Annotated in this window: 15 protein-coding genes and 5 tRNA genes; 9 read left to right on the top strand and 11 right to left on the bottom strand. The window is 63.4% G+C overall.

What is annotated here, in order from left to right:
- Positions 1-75: 75 nt before the first annotated feature.
- Complete coding sequence (gene recJ / locus ACR65N_RS00540; RefSeq protein WP_440455352.1) at positions 76-1,878, top strand: single-stranded-DNA-specific exonuclease RecJ; 1,803 nt, start codon at positions 76-78, stop codon at positions 1,876-1,878.
- 121 nt (positions 1,879-1,999) lie between these two features.
- Here the strand turns inward: recJ and ACR65N_RS00535 are convergent.
- The 3 genes from ACR65N_RS00535 to ACR65N_RS00525 form a co-directional block, all read right to left on the bottom strand.
- Positions 2,000-2,074 (bottom strand) — tRNA-Glu (locus ACR65N_RS00535).
- A gap of 174 nt (positions 2,075-2,248) precedes the next feature.
- Positions 2,249-2,323 (bottom strand) — tRNA-Glu (locus ACR65N_RS00530).
- Positions 2,324-2,526: 203 nt separating this feature from the next.
- Entirely contained in the window at positions 2,527-3,726 is a 1,200-nt protein-coding gene (locus ACR65N_RS00525; protein ID WP_440455351.1) for an MFS transporter, read from the bottom strand.
- A gap of 107 nt (positions 3,727-3,833) precedes the next feature.
- Between ACR65N_RS00525 and ACR65N_RS00520 the strand changes: the two genes are divergently transcribed.
- Positions 3,834-4,742, top strand: coding sequence for a LysR family transcriptional regulator (locus ACR65N_RS00520; RefSeq protein WP_440455350.1), 909 nt, complete (start codon positions 3,834-3,836; stop codon positions 4,740-4,742).
- A 52-nt stretch (positions 4,743-4,794) separates the two neighbouring features.
- On the opposite strand, the gene ACR65N_RS00515 is transcribed toward ACR65N_RS00520, so the two are convergent.
- The 3 genes from ACR65N_RS00515 to gloA form a co-directional block, all read right to left on the bottom strand.
- A tRNA-Glu gene (locus ACR65N_RS00515) sits at positions 4,795-4,869 on the bottom strand.
- 161 nt (positions 4,870-5,030) lie between these two features.
- On the bottom strand, positions 5,031-5,654 hold the full coding sequence (locus ACR65N_RS00510; protein ID WP_440455349.1) for a hypothetical protein: 624 nt from the start codon (positions 5,652-5,654) through the stop codon (positions 5,031-5,033).
- A gap of 132 nt (positions 5,655-5,786) precedes the next feature.
- On the bottom strand, positions 5,787-6,227 hold the full coding sequence (gloA, locus tag ACR65N_RS00505) for a lactoylglutathione lyase (protein ID WP_440455348.1): 441 nt from the start codon (positions 6,225-6,227) through the stop codon (positions 5,787-5,789).
- Positions 6,228-6,439: 212 nt separating this feature from the next.
- Here gloA and ACR65N_RS00500 point away from each other — a divergent pair, with 212 nt between their 5' ends.
- From ACR65N_RS00500 to ACR65N_RS00480, 5 genes are all read left to right on the top strand, one after another.
- Positions 6,440-7,018, top strand: a complete 579-nt coding sequence (locus ACR65N_RS00500) for a cold-shock protein (RefSeq protein WP_430303451.1) — start codon at positions 6,440-6,442, stop codon at positions 7,016-7,018.
- Positions 7,018-7,509 (top strand): DUF192 domain-containing protein, encoded by a 492-nt coding sequence (locus tag ACR65N_RS00495; protein ID WP_440455347.1) that lies wholly within the window; start codon positions 7,018-7,020, stop codon positions 7,507-7,509. Before ACR65N_RS00500 ends, ACR65N_RS00495 begins: the two co-directional genes overlap by 1 nt.
- An 84-nt stretch (positions 7,510-7,593) precedes the next feature.
- A tRNA-Pro gene (locus ACR65N_RS00490) sits at positions 7,594-7,670 on the top strand.
- A gap of 222 nt (positions 7,671-7,892) precedes the next feature.
- Positions 7,893-8,198 carry an ETC complex I subunit gene (locus tag ACR65N_RS00485; RefSeq protein ID WP_430303453.1) on the top strand — a complete coding sequence of 102 codons (306 nt, stop codon included), beginning with the start codon at positions 7,893-7,895 and terminating at the stop codon, positions 8,196-8,198.
- Between the two features lie 55 nt (positions 8,199-8,253).
- Positions 8,254-8,330: transfer RNA gene (locus ACR65N_RS00480), tRNA-Arg, on the top strand.
- Positions 8,331-8,587: 257 nt separating this feature from the next.
- On the opposite strand, the gene ACR65N_RS00475 is transcribed toward ACR65N_RS00480, so the two are convergent.
- The gene (locus ACR65N_RS00475) at positions 8,588-10,471 is read right to left on the bottom strand and encodes an MFS transporter (protein WP_440455346.1); all 1,884 of its coding nucleotides are present in this window, start codon (positions 10,469-10,471) and stop codon (positions 8,588-8,590) included.
- 327 nt (positions 10,472-10,798) lie between these two features.
- Between ACR65N_RS00475 and ACR65N_RS00470 the strand changes: the two genes are divergently transcribed.
- Positions 10,799-11,125 (top strand): hypothetical protein, encoded by a 327-nt coding sequence (locus ACR65N_RS00470; RefSeq protein ID WP_440455345.1) that lies wholly within the window; start codon positions 10,799-10,801, stop codon positions 11,123-11,125.
- Between the two features lie 352 nt (positions 11,126-11,477).
- Here the strand turns inward: ACR65N_RS00470 and ACR65N_RS00465 are convergent, their stop codons facing one another.
- Positions 11,478-11,630 (bottom strand): hypothetical protein, encoded by a 153-nt coding sequence (locus ACR65N_RS00465; RefSeq protein ID WP_440455344.1) that lies wholly within the window; start codon positions 11,628-11,630, stop codon positions 11,478-11,480.
- Between the two features lie 445 nt (positions 11,631-12,075).
- On the opposite strand from ACR65N_RS00465, the gene ACR65N_RS00460 reads away from it, so the two are divergent.
- On the top strand, positions 12,076-12,747 hold the full coding sequence (locus ACR65N_RS00460) for a hypothetical protein (RefSeq protein WP_440455343.1): 672 nt from the start codon (positions 12,076-12,078) through the stop codon (positions 12,745-12,747).
- A 94-nt stretch (positions 12,748-12,841) separates the two neighbouring features.
- Here the strand turns inward: ACR65N_RS00460 and ACR65N_RS00455 are convergent, their stop codons facing one another.
- From ACR65N_RS00455 to ACR65N_RS00445, 3 genes are read right to left on the bottom strand one after another with little or no spacing between them, the layout of a single operon-like run.
- On the bottom strand, positions 12,842-13,615 hold the full coding sequence (locus ACR65N_RS00455) for an amino acid ABC transporter ATP-binding protein (protein ID WP_430303458.1): 774 nt from the start codon (positions 13,613-13,615) through the stop codon (positions 12,842-12,844).
- An 11-nt stretch (positions 13,616-13,626) separates the two neighbouring features.
- Entirely contained in the window at positions 13,627-14,784 is a 1,158-nt protein-coding gene (locus ACR65N_RS00450; RefSeq protein WP_430303460.1) for an amino acid ABC transporter permease, read from the bottom strand.
- 2 nt (positions 14,785-14,786) lie between these two features.
- Positions 14,787-15,983 carry an amino acid ABC transporter permease gene (locus ACR65N_RS00445; RefSeq protein ID WP_440455342.1) on the bottom strand — a complete coding sequence of 399 codons (1,197 nt, stop codon included), beginning with the start codon at positions 15,981-15,983 and terminating at the stop codon, positions 14,787-14,789.
- Positions 15,984-16,069: the final 86 nt, after the last annotated feature.

Here is a 16,069-nt window from a genome sequence, read left to right as displayed (position 1 = left end):
CGCCCGAGACGCTTCCATCGGCTTGCGAAAGCCTCTAGAAGCGGTGCATGCCGTCCGCCATCAGACAAGAGCCCCATGACAGAACCGGTTGACCCCGTCTCCCGCGCCTTTCTCGGCGTCGAGAACTCCACCAGTGGCCAGCGGTGGGTGTCGAGGCTCGACCAGGCGGCACAGAACCGAGCGCTGGCGATGACGCAGGTGCACGGCCTGCCGGAGCTGATCTCGCGGGTGCTCGCAGGGCGCGGCGTTGCCGTCGACGATGCGCCGGCCTTCCTGGACCCGACCATCCGTTCGCTGATGCCGGATCCGCACACCTTGATCGATTGCGACAAGGCCGCAGCCCGGCTCGCGGAGGCGGTCGGCAAGCGGCAGCGGGTGGCGATCTTCGGCGATTACGACGTCGACGGCGCGGCATCCTCTGCGCTGATGTCCCGCTTTCTCACCCATTTCGAGGTGCAGTCGGAGATCTATATTCCCGACCGCATCTTCGAGGGCTATGGCCCCAACCCAAATGCCATCCGCCAGCTGATTGCCGGCGGCGCGCAACTGATCGTCACCGTAGACTGCGGATCGACGAGTCACGAGGCGCTGCAGGCTGCGGCGGTGGAAAACTGCGACGTTGTGGTCATCGACCACCACCAGATGGGGCACGAGCTGCCGCCATCGGTGGCGCTCGTCAACCCGAACCGTCAGGACGATCTGTCGGGGCAGGGGCATCTGTGTGCCGCCGGCGTCGTGTTCATGGTGCTGGTGGCAACCGCCAGGCTGCTGCGCGAGCAGGGCGACGCGCGGGCGCGCACGCTCGATCTTCTCGGCTGGCTGGACCTTGTGGCGCTGGCCACCGTCTGCGACGTGGTGCCGCTGAAGGGTCTCAACCGGGCCTATGTGGTCAAGGGCCTGATGACCGCCCGGCACATGGGCAATGCCGGGCTTGCCGCGCTGTTCCGCAAGGCCGGGCTTGGCGGCCCGGTGACGCCGTATCATCTGGGATTTCTGGTCGGCCCACGCATCAATGCCGGCGGCCGAATCGGTGATGCGGCGCTTGGCAGCCGGCTTCTGACGCTCGACGATCCGACCGAAGCGGACGTCATCGCCGAGCGGCTGGACGAGCTCAACCGCGAACGGCAGGCAATGGAGGCGGCGATGCTCGCCGAAGCCGAGGCCGAGGTCATCGCTGAATACGGCGATGGCGAGAACGCGTCGGTGATTGTCACCGCCCGCGACAACTGGCATCCCGGCATCGTCGGCCTACTGGCGGCGCGGCTGAAGGAAAAGTTCAAGCGACCGGCCTTTGCCATCGCCTTCGATGCGTCGGGCCGCGGCACCGGCTCCGGCCGCTCGATCCCCGGCTTCGATCTCGGCCGCATGGTCCGTGCCGGCGTCGAGGAGGGGCTGCTGGTCAAGGGCGGCGGCCATGCGATGGCGGCAGGCCTGACGGTCGAGCGCGCCAATCTCGGCCGGCTGCGCGCCAGCTTCGAAGCCCTCGCCGAAACCGTCGTGCCCGGTCTTGTCGGCAACCACGTGCTGAAGATCGACGGTGCTCTGTCGGCATCCGGTGCAACAATTGCCCTCATCGACCTTCTGGAACAGGCAGGGCCGTATGGGTCGGGCCACAGTCAGCCGATCTTCGCAGTGCCGTCGCACCGGATTGTCGATTCGCGGCTGATCGGGACCGCGCATGTGAAGGCGACGCTGCAATCGATGGATGGCACGCGGCTCGACGCGATCGCCTTCCGCGCCGCCGATACGCCGCTCGGCCAGATGCTGCTGTCGTCGCGCGGCAGCCAGGTGCACGTCGCGGGCTGCCTGAGCGCCGATCACTGGCAGGGCAGCCGCCGCGTTCAGCTGCGGATCCTCGACGCGGCGCGGGCGCTGTAAGCCGCTGCCGGTGCGGAATCGGAGGGTATTAGAAGTACGGATACGCTGCAGGCCAAGGCCCGTGGCGGACTGCTTCGGTCAGAGCAATCCGCGGTCGCGCGATCATAGAGAACGGAAAGGGTGGCACGCCCTAGGGGAGTCGAACCCCTCTTCCCAGAATGAAAATCTGGTGTCCTAACCGATAGACGAAGGGCGCGTGCCGTGGCGCCCTTATAGGGGCGCAAATGCGGTCCCGCAAGCACCTAAATGACGATTGGGTGACGTCCCAGCGAGATTTTTCAAGCGCCGTTTCGGCAGCAACGCGCCGACGCTCGGAGACGCTCTTCTGCGCTTCCGTAGCGGGGAAAGTGTCGATGTTCTGGAGAAGAAGTGGCACGCCCTAGGGGAGTCGAACCCCTCTTCCCAGAATGAAAATCTGGTGTCCTAACCGATAGACGAAGGGCGCGTGCGCTTCGTGGTGGCGCCCTTATACGGGCAGAATTTTCCGTTGCAAGAAGAAAAAACGCAAATCGCCCCGTAGCAGGTTCCAGCGCTCAGCCGAGACGGTGGAAAACTTCGACGCTGGCGCCGCCATGCTGCCGAGCAGACCGGATCGATTCCGCCGATCTGCCGCAACGAGATGTTTCCGGCGCCAGCCGTTGGTGTGGTTCAGGCGCGGTTGTCGGTCGGCTTCATGCGCGCGACCAACAGCGCCGTCAACACCGCGAGGATGCCGATCGCGGCGGCGACGTAGCCGATGTTCTCGATGCCCAGATGCTCGATGACCGCACCGCCGATGATCGCGCCAAGCCCGATGCCGGCATTCGCCATCGAGACGTTGAGCGTTCCAGCCAGCGCCTGGGCATGCGAGGCGGCCTTCATCACCCGCACCTGGCAGATCGGATAGAGGGCGGTGTTGGCGATGCCCCAGGCGGCCAGCGCGACGATCAGCAGCGCGTGCGACCCGGAAAATGGCGTGGTGGCCGCCATGCCGAGCGACAGGACAAGTGTCGCGACACCGGTTGCCGCCAGCGGACCGCGTCCGACGAAATGACCGCCCAGCCAGTTGCCGCCAAGGCCGAGGACGCCGAAGCCCATCAGCCACCAGCCGACCTGCGAGGTCGGGATGCCGGCGACCTTTTCGAGCGTATCGGCAAGGTAGGTGTAGGCGGTGAACATTGCGGTGAAGACAAGGACCGACAGCACGATATTGCCGAGGAAGAATCGATCTTTCAGAATGCCGGCCTGGGCTGCTGCGCCGACATTCTGCGGGCGGGCGATGGCTGGCATGACGACGGCGAGCAGGCCGGCCATCAACAGCGAGATGAAGGCGAGCACCCAGAACGTCCCGCGCCAGCCGACCGCATCGGCGGCAAGCGTGCCAAGCGGAATGCCGAAGACCATGGCCGCGGCGATGCCCATGTAGACCTGCGAGATCGCCTTGCCGGCGCGCTCCGGTCCGACAAGATCGCCGGCGGTTTCGCTGGCCGTGCCCCAGAACACCGGAAGTGCCAGCGCCGGAAGGAAGCGGCCGAGGCCAAGCACCCAGATGTTTGGCGCAGCCGCCGCAGCCACGTTGGAGATGGCAAACAGCACGAGGATCGCAACGAACAGCCGCTTGCGCTCGAGGTGTGAGAGGATCGCGGTCAGAAACGGGCCCGCCAGCATCACGGTGAAGGCAAACAGCGTGACCAACTGGCCGGCGAGCGACACGGGAATGTCGAGGTCGCGGGCAAGACCCGGAAGCAGGCCGACGATGATGAATTCGGTGGTGACGATCACGAAGGCGCAGATCGCCAGCAGCAGGACGGGAAGGCTGTTGCCGCTCGTTCGAGCGCTTCGGGCTTGGGCGGACGTGGTCATCGACATGGCAGGCTCCTGAAAGGCAGTCTGCTGCATACTGATGACTGGCATTCTCGTCTCGCGGCATTATTTCACCACTTGAGTGACTAAAATTCCAGAATGAGGCGCCTCACATGTATCCGTCCGAACGCCTGAAGGGCATCGATACCTTCGTCCAGGCCGCCGATACCGGCAGTTTCACGGCGGCGGCCGAGCGGCTGAACCTCAGCAATTCGGCAGTCAGCAAGAGCGTTGCGCGCCTGGAGGCCCGGCTCGGCCGCCGGCTGTTCGAGCGTACGACCCGGCGGTTGACGCTGACCGATGCCGGCGCTGCCTTCTATGCCATCTGCGTGCGGGTGCTGGCCGAACTGGGGGAGGCCGAGGCGGTGCTGGCCGCTCACGAGAACGAGCCCGTTGGACGGTTGAAGATCAACGTGCCCGTCGCCTACGGCCATATGCAGGTGATGCCGCTGATCCTGCAGCTGGCCGAGCGCTACCCGCAGCTGATGCCGGATATCCGCTTTACCGACCGCTTTGTCGATCTGGTGGAGGATAATGTCGATCTCGCCGTGCGGATCAGTGCCACCGAGACCTGGCCGGAGGCGCTGGGGCGGCGTTATCTCGGGGCCGAGCGGCTGATCTTTTGCGCGGCACCTCAGTTCATCGAGCGTCAAGGCCGGCCTTCCAGCATCGATGAACTGCATCGCTACGACAGCGTTCTTTACGGCCGGGCGGACGGAACGACGCTGCCCTGGCGGCTGCCAAGGGAGGGCGGTACCATCGAGCGCAAGCCGATGGACGGGCGGATAGTCGTCGGCAGCGCCGAAGCGCAGGTGGCGGCGGTGAAGGCCGGCTTCGGCATTGCGCAGCTCGCGACCTGGCTGATCGAGGCGGAACTGCGAAGCGGAGCGCTTGTCGATGTGCTGCCGCAGAGCGCCGTGGACGGGCTGCCGCTGCATCTCGTCTGGCCGCTCAGCCGCCAGCTCGTGCCGAAGGTCGACGCGCTGATCACGCTGCTGGCCGAGCGCCTGCGGATCGCATGAAGGCGCGGTCGGGGCCGACCACTCAAAATCAAATGAAATGAAGAAGGAGAAGTGGCACGCCCTAGGGGAGTCGAACCCCTCTTCCCAGAATGAAAATCTGGTGTCCTAACCGATAGACGAAGGGCGCGTGCGCTTCGTGGTGGCGCCCTTATAGGGGCGTGTTCCTCGGCTGGCAAGCGCCTTTTTCAAAGATCTGCAAGATTTTTGACGGGAGAATGGGCGAAGGTCGAAGGGAACTTTCCAGTGGCAGCGCAGCTGCTTACGCGGCTCGTCTCCACCAGTTTCTCATTACCAGAGCCCGTCTTCCGGCTTGCCCGCCGGATTGGCGGCGGATGGTGCCGCGGCGGGCGGCGCCTCGGCCGTCTGCCGCGCACTGAACATGCTGCCGCTCATCGGGTTGATGTTGCGCACCGGCGCATAGGCCGGCACGCCATTGGCTTCCGCCACCTGCGCGTTGGCGAGCGCGAAGATGCTGTTCTGGTTGGCCTGCACGCCGGTCGGCTGATGGATCGCTTCGCCGAGATCTGCCGGTCCGGGTGCCGCTCCGGCTGCGGCGGCGGCAGGATTGGCCGAGGCGACCGTCGCCGCCTGCTGGCCGAGACTGCGTGCGGGATGCCTGCTTGGTGCCGGTGCCGCTCCGCCGGCACTCGATGCGACCATCGGATCGACGTAGCCGGGCGCCTTCTGCGGCTTGCCGGCCGCAGCTATCACCGCCTTCGCGCTGTCCGGCTTCTGCGGCTTCACGTCTTGCGCCAAAGCGGTGTCGACGCTTGCTGCTTCGTTCGCCTCAGGACCCTTTGCGCTTCTGGCAAGCAGGCTGCTGCAGCCGCTCAGCGACAGCGCGGCGAGGGCTGCTGTAAGCAGCAGCAGCGACGGACGGTAAAGACGGGTTTGGCGAGAGGTGGCCGGCATGGCAATATCCGCTGTGGATCGACAGGATGACCCACATTAGCCGGCGAAGCCTGCGTCAGGCTTGGCGGTGCACGCCTCGCCTGACTGCGGTTGTGCGGGAGGGCCTGACGTGGCCGCTCCCTTTTCTGCCGGTTACCAGCTGCCGGTGTTTTGCATCGACTGCCAGGGTTCTGCCGGTGCAAGAGCCGGGCCCTTCTGCAGGATCTCGATGGAGATGCCGTCCGGCGACTTGACGAAGGCCATGTTGCCGTCGCGTGGCGGACGGTTAATGGTCACGCCCTTGTCCATCAGCTGCTGGCAGAACGCGTAGATGTCGTCGACCTCATAGGCGAGGTGACCGAAATTGCGGCCGCCGGAATAATCCTCGGTGTCCCAGTTGTAGGTCAATTCGAGCAGCGGCGCCTTGATCGAGTGGCCGGCATCGGCGTCGTCCGGGGCGGCGAGAAAGATCAGCGTGAAGCGGCCCTTTTCGTTTTCCGTGCGGCGAACTTCGGTCAGCCCGAAGATCCGCGTGTAGAAATCGAGGGAAGCATCGAGGTCCTTGATTCGGACCATGGTGTGCAGGTAGCGCATGGGTCGCAATCCTCCTAAAGCGTGCGTGCATGGGTGTCGTCCAAGCCCGTGGGATATGCGGCAGACAACAGCCTCAGGCAAGCAGCATGGACTACAAAGAAGGAGATAAAGCGTGGGCGGGGGCTTGCGCTGGACGAACCGCGCGATGTTAACATATCCTCTAAGAATCAGTTAACCGTGCCATCGTAACGCGTAATCCAGGGGCTGGCAGAATGACGGACAAAATGTCATCGAAGGGCATCGCGGGTTTCGAGGAGCTCGCTGGAGAGCCGGTCGAACTGATCGAGATCACCGGCATCGTCAAATGGTTCGATGTCGCTAAGGGCTTCGGCTTCATCGTGCCGGACAACGGCATGCAGGACGTGTTGCTGCACGTCACCTGCCTTCGCCGCGACGGATACCAGACCATCCTGGAAGGCACGCGCATCGTCGCGCTGATCCAGCGCCGTGACCGCGGCTACCAGGCATTCCGTATCCTGTCGATGGACCAGTCGACAGCCATCCACCCTTCTCAGATGCCGCCGGTGCGCACGCACGTCCAGGTGACGCCGACGAGCGGCCTGGAGCGTGCTCTGGTCAAGTGGTTCAATCGCACCAAGGGCTTCGGCTTCCTGACGCGCGGCGAGGGCACCGAGGACATCTTCATTCACATGGAAACGCTGCGCCGGTTCGGCCTCACCGAGCTGCGGCCGGGCCAAGTCGTGCTCGTCCGCTTCGGGCCGGGCGACAAGGGATTGATGGCAGCCGAAATTCATCCGGATGGGCCGGCGGTCCTGCCGCGGGCGCACTGATGCGCGGCGCGTTGAACAACCTGTTGCACGGCGTTCGCCTGATCTGCGCCGTCATTGCGCTTCTGGCGTTCGGCATGTCGGTGGCCGCCGCACAGGTGCGGTTCGACAAGCAGCCCTTGACTATCGAGACCGGCGCCGGTGCCCGCCACCAGTTGACCGTCGAGCTTGCCGTCGATCCGCAGCAGCGCGAGCAGGGCCTGATGTACCGCAAGCAGATGCCGACCGACCACGGCATGCTGTTTGATTTCGACGAGGCACGGCCGGTCTCGATGTGGATGCGCAATACGCTCATTCCGCTCGACATGCTGTTCCTCGATGATAAGGGCGTCGTCACCCATCTTCATGAGGGTGCGGTTCCGCTGTCGGAAGCGATCATTTCCTCTGGTGGGCCCGTCCGATACGTGCTGGAACTGAACGGCGGGGCGATAAAGACGCTTGGAATCAAGCCCGGCGATCGGGTCGTCAGCCGGCAGATCGGCAGTGCCGGGTAGACCGGCCTTAACTGTCTGTCGATCTTTGGATTTTAGAGTTGCGGGAGGCAGGGGAAGCGTGTATCCCGCTTCTCGTCGTCGGCACGGAGTGTAGCGCAGCCTGGTAGCGCATCTGGTTTGGGACCAGAGGGTCGGGAGTTCGAATCTCTCCACTCCGACCATCGACGGCTTCAGGTTTTCGACCGTCCGTCGATTGCCGAACCGCCGTTCGACAGGACGGCGATGCAACCCGGCGGACGATCAGCCGTTACCGGCAACGGACCGCGAGCCTTCATCGAAAAAGGCGCGCTGTCGGAATGGTGCAGGATCGACACGGCAGAAGCCGGATGAGCCTGCGAGTGTAAATGACGCCTGCAAGACGATGCAGAAGGAGCGTTAGAGCAATGACCGCCAAGATCTATCGTCCCGCAAAATCCGCAATGCAGTCCGGCAAGGCGAAGACGCATCTCTGGGTGCTGGAATTCGACCAGGAAGAGCCGCGCCGGATCGACCCGATCCTCGGCTACACCTCTTCCTCCGACATGCAGCAGCAGGTACGCCTGAACTTCGAGACGCTGGAGCAGGCGCAAGCCTATGCCGAGCGCGAAGGCATCGAATACCGGGTGATCATGCCGAAGGAAGCCGCCCGCCAGGTCGTTTCCTACTCGGACAATTTCAAGTACAGCCGCCTGCAGCCCTGGACCCACTGACTGCAATTTCTCTTCGGACGCCACCAGCCTCGCGCTGGGGCGGATACCGGCATCCGGCCCCTTAGCTCAGCTGGATAGAGCACCTGCCTTCTAAGCAGGTTGTCGCAGGTTCGATTCCTGCAGGGGTCGCCAGCCACCAGCTGACTTAATGACATGGTGGTGCGATGGGCGGTATGGAGGTGCAACTCTGTTCCGTCCGACATGCGTACGTGCTGCCTCTCGCTGCTTGAGCGATCGCATGCGCCATAAGCCCTGTGACCACGGGCGCCGCTCCACCCCTATCACCAGCCACTGCCGCTCGTGTCACCATCGCTCCGCAAATGCTGGTCCAAGAAAGAAAAAAGCCCGGCTTGGTGCCGGGCTTTCCAGATGCAGTGGTGGCGAAATCCTCAGTCGGCGTGGATATCGCGGTCCTTGGTTTCCGGCAGGAACAGGATGCCGATCACCAGCGTGATGCCGGCAAACACGATCGGATACCAGAGGCCGTAGTAGATATCGCCCTTGGCAGCGCTCATCGCGAAGGCCGTTGCGGGCAGCAAGCCGCCGAACCAGCCGTTGCCGATGTGGTAGGGCAGCGACATGCCGGTGTAGCGGATGCGGGTCGGGAACATCTCGACGAGCAGTGCCGCGATCGGCCCGTAGACCATCGTCACGTAGATGACGAGAACGGTGAGGATGGCGATGATGGCCACCCAGTTGACCGCATTGGGGTCGGCGACCATGGTGAAGTTGCCGCTGCCCGGGACCGAGTAGACGGCCATTTCCGTGACGCCGGCGGCTTCTTCGGCCGTCAGCAGCTTCTGGGTGACGAGGTCGGCTCCGGAGACGGACTGCTTTTCGCCGGCGCGGATGGTGGCCGGGTTGAGCTGCAGTTCCGGATTGGCGGCAGCGAACGCGTCGAGCTTGGCGTCCGGCACCTTGGTCACGCCGCGCACCAGCGGGTAGCCGCCGGCCTGCAGCGCAAGGTTTACCTGCTTTTCGAAGTTGATCCCCATCGCCCGTGCATTGGCTCCGGCGCTGAGCGCGTCGTAGCTGGCGACGGTTGCCGTGCCGATCTTGACCGAAGCAGGCGCTCCTGCCGGGCCATCGACGATGTCATAGGGAACCGAGTTGCGGGTGAGGAACGAGGTGGCGATGTCGCACGAGGTGGTGAACTTCGCCGTGCCGGTAGGGTTGAACTGGAACCGGCAATCGCCCGGAGCGGCCGTCACCGTAGCCCGAACATTTTCCTGTGCCGTGGCCAGTGCCGGGTTGCCGTACTTGGTCAGTCCGGCGAACAGCGGGAAATAGGTGACCATTGCCAGGAACAGGCCGGCCATGATGATCGGCTTGCGGCCGATCTTGTCCGACAGCCAGCCGAAGAAGACGAAGAAGCCGGTGCCGAGCAGCAGCGAGCAGGCGACCATGATGTTCGCCGACTGGCCATCGACCTTCAGAATGTTCTGGAGGAAGAACAGCGCGTAGAACTGGCCGGAATACCAGACGACGGCCTGGCCGACGACGGCGCCGAACAGCGCGAGCAGGGCGATCTTGGCGTTGCGCCACTGGCCGAAGGCCTCGGTCAGCGGAGCTTTCGAACCCTTGCCCTCTTCCTTCATCTTCTTGAAGGCCGGCGATTCGTTCATCTTCAGGCGGATCCAGACGGAAACGCCGAGCAGGATGACCGAGAGCAGGAACGGCACGCGCCAGCCCCAGGCGGCGAAGGCTTCACGTCCGAGAAGCATCTGGACGCCAAGGATGACCACCAGCGACAGGAACAGGCCGAGCGTTGCGGTCGTCTGGATCCACGAGGTGAAGAAGCCGCGCCGTCCGTGCGGTGCATGTTCGGCTACGTAAGTCGCTGCGCCGCCGTATTCACCGCCGAGCGCCAGGCCCTGGAGCATGCGCAATGCGATGAGCAGGATGGGCGCGAGAATGCCGATGGTGCCGGAGCCGGGCAGGACGCCGACCAGGAAGGTCGACAGACCCATGATCAGGATCGTCACCAGGAAGGTGTATTTGCGGCCGACGAGATCGCCCAGCCGACCGAAGACGAGGGCGCCGAAAGGACGCACCAGGAAGCCCGCGGCGAAAGCCAGCAACGCAAAGATGTTTCTGGTGGTCTCCGGATACTGGCTGAAGAACGCCGCGCCGATATAGATGGCCAGCGAACCGTACAGATAGAAATCGTACCATTCGAAAACGGTGCCGAGGGACGAGGCGAAGATGACCTTCTTCTCCTCTTTCGTCATTGGGCCTTGCCGCGTCGCGGCCGGCATCGTGATGTTTGCCATGAAATCTCCTCCCAACGCATTCGGACCGCGGGAACCGCCGACATCCGAAGAAATGCGCAGTTGAAAAATATCACGTTTGCAGCCGGAGCAGAGGGCTACTTTGGTCTACTGCCGACACGCGGCCGCGGGCTTGTGCCAGGAGCTGAAGTTGCCTGCCGGCGATCTGCGGGGGGAGAGACCATGGCGCCGGGCTTCCTCCCGCCTGCCGCGAACAGTGCCGGTCGGCTGACAGGTGCAAATATCCCAAAGAAACTTCAGGAACATTCCAAGCATCTCCCTGTTTGACAGAGGCAGACATCGAGAACGATGCGACACGGAGGAAATAGAATGATTAAGATTATCCTGGCGAGCACCTTTGCCCTTGGTCTTTCGACGGCAGCCATTGCTCAGTCGAGCTCGGGCGGCGGAAGCGGCGCCGGCGGCACCAGCGGTGGCGCAAGCACCGGCTCCAGCGGATCGAGCAGTGGCTCGGCAACCGGCGGCGCAGGTGCCGGCACGGGTTCCAGCGGCACCAGCGATTCGACCGGTTCCGGCAATGCGGCCGGTGGCGGTTCCAACTGCGGCCCGTCAACCTCGAACACCACCCAGTCGGCCAATACGGGCAATGCTCCCGCTGGCACCGAGACCAAGGTCGGTCAGGCTCCGACCTGCTGATTTCGAAGCGGGGAGAGGCGCGCAGCGTCTCTCCCTTACTGTCGACGTTTCAGTCGACCGATTGAGACGGACTTACAAGCCATCACCGAGCGAGGCGGCCAAGTCGATGCCGCCGGTGGATCCTGCCAAGATCCGCTTCCTCGCAGAGCTTCCGGCTCTTGAACTCTTCGACATCGATTCCTATTTCACTGTCATCACCCGTATAGATGACCTCCTGCCGCGGCCATGCCCGGCGTTCGAGGCTGTCCGGGTTTCAAAGAGGGCGCTCCCCGCAAGGGTCGAGCGCCCTTTTTGTTTGATCGGGAAGGCCGGCCTGCGTCGCGGCCACACGCGGCCCGCAGCAGCTGGACTGTCACCAGCCGCCGGTCTGCCGCCAGTAGGCGAGGAAGGCGAGGACGGCCACCGCTGTCAGGACGCGCGACGTGAGGCGCATGAGACGCTGCGGCGTCTGCGACGGCAGGCTCTGCGCCCGCTCGGTTGAAGTGTCGAAAGGTCCGGATGCCATTGATTGCTACGGCGTGAATGGACGTTTTTCAGCGTTCGCGGACAATGGGTGCACGTTCGCCCCTCCGCTTTCCCCCGATCCTCCACCATCCGTCATGGATGCGGTCGGATCCGTCTCGTTCACAACTCACCGTCTCCCTTGGTTGTCGTCACTGTGTCGTAAGTGCGCATAAGCGCAAGCACAAATGGCGCGCAGCGGGGCGGCGACAAGCATTTGAGGGGCGAACGGGACCATGTGTTGCACAGATGCGACGGGTTCATGGTTAACGCCGGATAGCGTGGCCTCTGATCCGTCCGATCGTCTGCAAGGCTACCCTGCTGCCAGTTTTCGGCTTATTGTGATACATGCTCACGTCGCTGCCGGTGATTTGCCGGCTGGCGGAGGTATGAATTTGAAGCCTTGCGGCACCGCTTGGGAGGAAGCGGTGTCCGGATGAGGGAATGGCATGACAAGACTTTCTTCGGCTGCGATGGCCTGCGGCTGGTTGGCTGCTGCGGCGCTCGGTGCGTCGATGCTGGTCGCGCCTGCATGTGCAGACGACGGGCTGCTGATCTGGACCCCGACGAAAAATTCCGACACCGCCTATAATGCCCGGCTTGGGACCCGCGTTCCCGGCTGGACGAACGCCTCGGCAGGCGTCGATGTCGGTGTGGCATCGGCGGTCAAAGGCGGACGAGTCGATACGCCGGTGAAGGTATGGGGGCGGGTGACCGCCAGTCAACTGCAGATGCCGGCCTATCAGTTGCGCCGGGACATCGATGTGCGGATGAACGCGCTGACCGGCGGTGCTGCCGCCGAGGTCAGCACCTCGAACAAGCGCATTGTCAGCGGCTCACTGGATCTCGAATTGCGGCGCACTGTTGGTCTCACCTATGACGGCATCGCGCAGCAGTGGAGCGGCCTCAACGTCAATCAGGCGGTCCGTCTCTCCACACCGGCCTACGGCACGGCGCTGGTGGTGAAGGCCGGCGCCATCGATGATTTCAAGCGGCTGGGCGCCGGCATGGCGCTTGAGCAGTCGCTGACCAAATCCATCTCGATTACCGGCAGCCTGGAGCGCGCCGTCGGATCGGACCTGTTGGCCGGCATCAATGCCCGCTACTCGCTGACCTGGTAGGCACCTGCGGTAAGGCAAGGCGGCCTGCCGCACGAAGAAAGGGCGCCCTGGAGCGCCCTTTGTCATATCCGTTGTCTGCTTCAGACGATCGCCGTCAGTGGAGGATCTGGCTGAGGAACAGCTTGGTCCGTTCGTGCTGCGGATTGTCGAAGAACTCCGCCGGCGAGTTCTGTTCGACGATCTGCCCCTGGTCCATGAAGATGACCCGGTTCGCCACCTGCCGCGCAAAGCCCATTTCATGGGTCACGCACAGCATGGTCATGCCGTCTTCGGCAAGGCTGACCATGGTATCGAGCACTTCCTTGACCATTTCCGGATCGAGTGCCGAGGTCGGTTCGTCGAACAGCATGATCTGCGGCTTCATGCACAGCGAGCGGGCGATCGCCACGCGCTGCTGCTGGCCGCCGGAAAGCTGGCCCGGATATTTGTGCGCCTGCTCGGGGATCTTCACCCGCGTCAGGTAGTGCATCGCCACTTCCTCGGCTTCCTTCTTCGGCATCTTGCGAACCCAGATCGGTGCCAGCGTGCAGTTTTCCAGGATCGTCAGGTGCGGGAAGAGGTTGAAGTGCTGAAACACCATGCCGACTTCGCGGCGCACTTCGTCGATCTTCTTGAGGTCGTTGGTCAGTTCCTTGTCGTCGACGATGATGGTGCCCGACTGGTGTTCCTCGAGGCGGTTGATGCAGCGGATCATCGTGGATTTGCCCGAACCCGAAGGGCCGGCGATGACGATGCGCTCGCCGCGCATGACCTTGAGGTTGATGTCGCGCAGCACGTGGAAATCGCCGTACCACTTGTTCATGCCGATGATCTCGATGGCGACGTCGGTCGCCGATACGGCCATCTTCTTTGCCTGGGCTTCTGCCATGAGCTTTCCCCTTAGTGTTTATGTCCGGTGTCGAGGTGCCGTTCCATGAACAGCGAGTAGCGCGACATGCCGAAGCAGAAAATCCAGAATACGAAACCGGCGAACACGTAACCGGTGACCGGTGTCACCGGCGTCGCCCAGTTCGCGTCCGACTGGTTGAGGTTGACGATGCCGAGAAGATCGAACATGCCGATGATGGAGACCAGCGAGGTATCCTTGAACAGCCCGATGAAGGTGTTGACGATACCCGGGATGACCAGCTTCAGGGCCTGCGGCAGGACGATCAGCCGGGTCTTCTGCCAGTAGTTGAGGCCGAGCGAGTCCGCACCTTCGTATTGTCCCTTGGGGATCGCCTGCAGGCCGCCGCGGATGACTTCCGCCATGTAGGCCGACGAGAACAGCGACACGCCGACCAGCGCCCGCAGGAACTTGTCGAAGGTCCAGCCGTCGGGCAGGAACAGCGGCAGCATGATGCTGGCGAAGAACAGCACGGTGATCAGCGGAATGCCGCGGATCACCTCGATGAAGGTGACGCAGAGCGTCTTGATCACCGGCAGATGCGAGCGTCGTCCGAGCGCCAGCAGGATGCCGAAGGGCAGGGATACCGTGATCCCGAAGAACGACAGGATGAGCGTCACCATCAGCCCGCCCCAGAGCTGCGTCTCGACCACCCGCAGGCCGAAATAGCCGCCGATCAGCAGGAAGAACGCGACGAAGGGCAGGATGATGAACAGCAGCAGCGCGTTCAGCTTCTTGTAGGGAGCCTTCGGGATGAGCATCGGAATGAGCATGACGACGAACATCGCCATGACGAGCATCGGCCGCCAACGTTCGTCTGCCGGATAGCGTCCGAACATGAACTGCTCGAACTTGGCCGAGACGAAGGCCCAGCAGGCACCGGACTGTCCGTCCGGCAGCACGCCGCCCTGGGTAACCGTGGCGCAGGCCGTCCGGTCGGTGCCGGTCCAGGCGGCGTCGATGAACAGCCACTGGACGATCGGCGGGATGATATAGGCAAGGAAGGCGATCCCCAGCAGCGTGAGGATGGCGTCCTTCGGCGTGGCGAAGAGCTTGGTGCGCAGCCAGTGCGTCAGGCCCGTCTGGCTTGACGGAGCGGCGGACGCTGCGACCATCTCCTTGCGGACGAAAGTCAGATCACGTGTCGACATGTTCATCGCTCCACCAGCGCCATTTTCGCGTTGAACCAGTTCATGACCAGCGCGGTCGTGATGGACAGGGAAAGGTAGATCACCAGCCAGATGGCGACGACCTCGACGGCCTGTCCGGTCTGGTTGAGCATGGTGCCGCCGACCGAGACGATGTCGGCGTAACCGACGGCAACCGCCAGAGACGAGTTCTTCGTCAGGTTGAGGTACTGGCTCGTCAGCGGCGGAATGATGATCCGCATCGCCTGCGGGATGATGATCAGCCGCGTCGTGGTGCTGGGGCGAAGGCCGAGTGCGCTTGCCGCCTCGGTCTGGCCGCCGGCGACGGCCTTGATGCCGCCGCGGACGATTTCGGCAATGAACGACGCCGTATAGAAGGACAGCGCCAGATAGAGAGACAGGAATTCAGGCGCGACGACAGAACCGCCCGACAGATTGAAGCGGCCGGCAATCGGGTAGTCGAAGGTCAGCGGCGAGCCGAGCGCCAGGAAGGTCGCGAGCGGCAGTCCGATGATCAGCAGCGTGCCGGTGATGCCGGTGCGGAACGGCTGGCCGGTGCGGGCCTGGCGCGCCTTCGCCCAGCGATAGATGATAACCGTGATGACGATGCTGACCAGCAGCGCCAGCGGCATCAGCCAGGTTCCTTCGCCCCAGATCGCCTTGGGGAAGAACAGGCCACGATTGTTGAGATAGGAGCCAAACGGCAGGTCGAGCGAATCGCGGGCCTGCGGCAGGATCGTGATGACGCCCTTGTACCAGAAGAAGATGACCAGCAGCGGCGGCAGGTTGCGGAAGATTTCCACGTAGACCTGCGCCAGCTTGGAGATCAGCCAGTTGCTGGAAAGACGCGCGATGCCGACGATGAAGCCGATGATCGAGGCTGTGATGATGCCGGCGATGGCGACCTGCAGCGTGTTGAGGATGCCGACGATCAGCGCCCGGCCATAGGTCGAATCGCTGCTGTAGGCGATCAGCGACTGGCCGACATCGAAGCCGGCGCGGCCCTTGAGGAAGCCGAAGCCCGACGAGATGTTGGATCTCTGGAGGTTGTGGATCGTGTTCGACACGATGATCCACACGAACAGCGCCAGGATGGCGACCGTGAGGACCTGATAGAAAATTCCCCGTACTTTCGGATCATAGAGGAGTGACGTCGTGCCGCCACTTCCGGACCGCTGCGCGCGGAGCCCCTTGCCTGCCATAGGCACATTTCCCTTTTATATGCTCTTTGCGAGCTTATTTTAGTGCGAAGGGAGGCCGAGCCATGCTCCGCCTCCCTCTTTAGTGC

Source organism: Rhizobium sp. SAFR-030 (assembly GCF_059415005.1).
Note: the sequence above shows the minus strand (reverse complement) of the source record. Positions and strands in the feature narration are given on the sequence as shown.

What these genes read in the sequence shown, in the direction of transcription:
- recJ (WP_440455352.1), top strand. Translation starts at nt 76, where the DNA reads ATGACAGAACCGGTTGACCCCGTCTCCCGCGCCTTTCTCGGCGTCGAG.
- ACR65N_RS00525 (WP_440455351.1), bottom strand. Translation starts at nt 3,726, where the DNA reads ATGTCGATGACCACGTCCGCCCAAGCCCGAAGCGCTCGAACGAGCGGC.
- ACR65N_RS00520 (WP_440455350.1), top strand. Translation starts at nt 3,834, where the DNA reads ATGTATCCGTCCGAACGCCTGAAGGGCATCGATACCTTCGTCCAGGCC.
- ACR65N_RS00510 (WP_440455349.1), bottom strand. Translation starts at nt 5,654, where the DNA reads ATGCCGGCCACCTCTCGCCAAACCCGTCTTTACCGTCCGTCGCTGCTG.
- gloA (WP_440455348.1), bottom strand. Translation starts at nt 6,227, where the DNA reads ATGCGCTACCTGCACACCATGGTCCGAATCAAGGACCTCGATGCTTCC.
- ACR65N_RS00500 (WP_430303451.1), top strand. Translation starts at nt 6,440, where the DNA reads ATGACGGACAAAATGTCATCGAAGGGCATCGCGGGTTTCGAGGAGCTC.
- ACR65N_RS00495 (WP_440455347.1), top strand. Translation starts at nt 7,018, where the DNA reads ATGCGCGGCGCGTTGAACAACCTGTTGCACGGCGTTCGCCTGATCTGC.
- ACR65N_RS00485 (WP_430303453.1), top strand. Translation starts at nt 7,893, where the DNA reads ATGACCGCCAAGATCTATCGTCCCGCAAAATCCGCAATGCAGTCCGGC.
- ACR65N_RS00475 (WP_440455346.1), bottom strand. Translation starts at nt 10,471, where the DNA reads ATGGCAAACATCACGATGCCGGCCGCGACGCGGCAAGGCCCAATGACG.
- ACR65N_RS00470 (WP_440455345.1), top strand. Translation starts at nt 10,799, where the DNA reads ATGATTAAGATTATCCTGGCGAGCACCTTTGCCCTTGGTCTTTCGACG.
- ACR65N_RS00465 (WP_440455344.1), bottom strand. Translation starts at nt 11,630, where the DNA reads ATGGCATCCGGACCTTTCGACACTTCAACCGAGCGGGCGCAGAGCCTG.
- ACR65N_RS00460 (WP_440455343.1), top strand. Translation starts at nt 12,076, where the DNA reads ATGACAAGACTTTCTTCGGCTGCGATGGCCTGCGGCTGGTTGGCTGCT.
- ACR65N_RS00455 (WP_430303458.1), bottom strand. Translation starts at nt 13,615, where the DNA reads ATGGCAGAAGCCCAGGCAAAGAAGATGGCCGTATCGGCGACCGACGTC.
- ACR65N_RS00450 (WP_430303460.1), bottom strand. Translation starts at nt 14,784, where the DNA reads ATGTCGACACGTGATCTGACTTTCGTCCGCAAGGAGATGGTCGCAGCG.
- ACR65N_RS00445 (WP_440455342.1), bottom strand. Translation starts at nt 15,983, where the DNA reads ATGGCAGGCAAGGGGCTCCGCGCGCAGCGGTCCGGAAGTGGCGGCACG.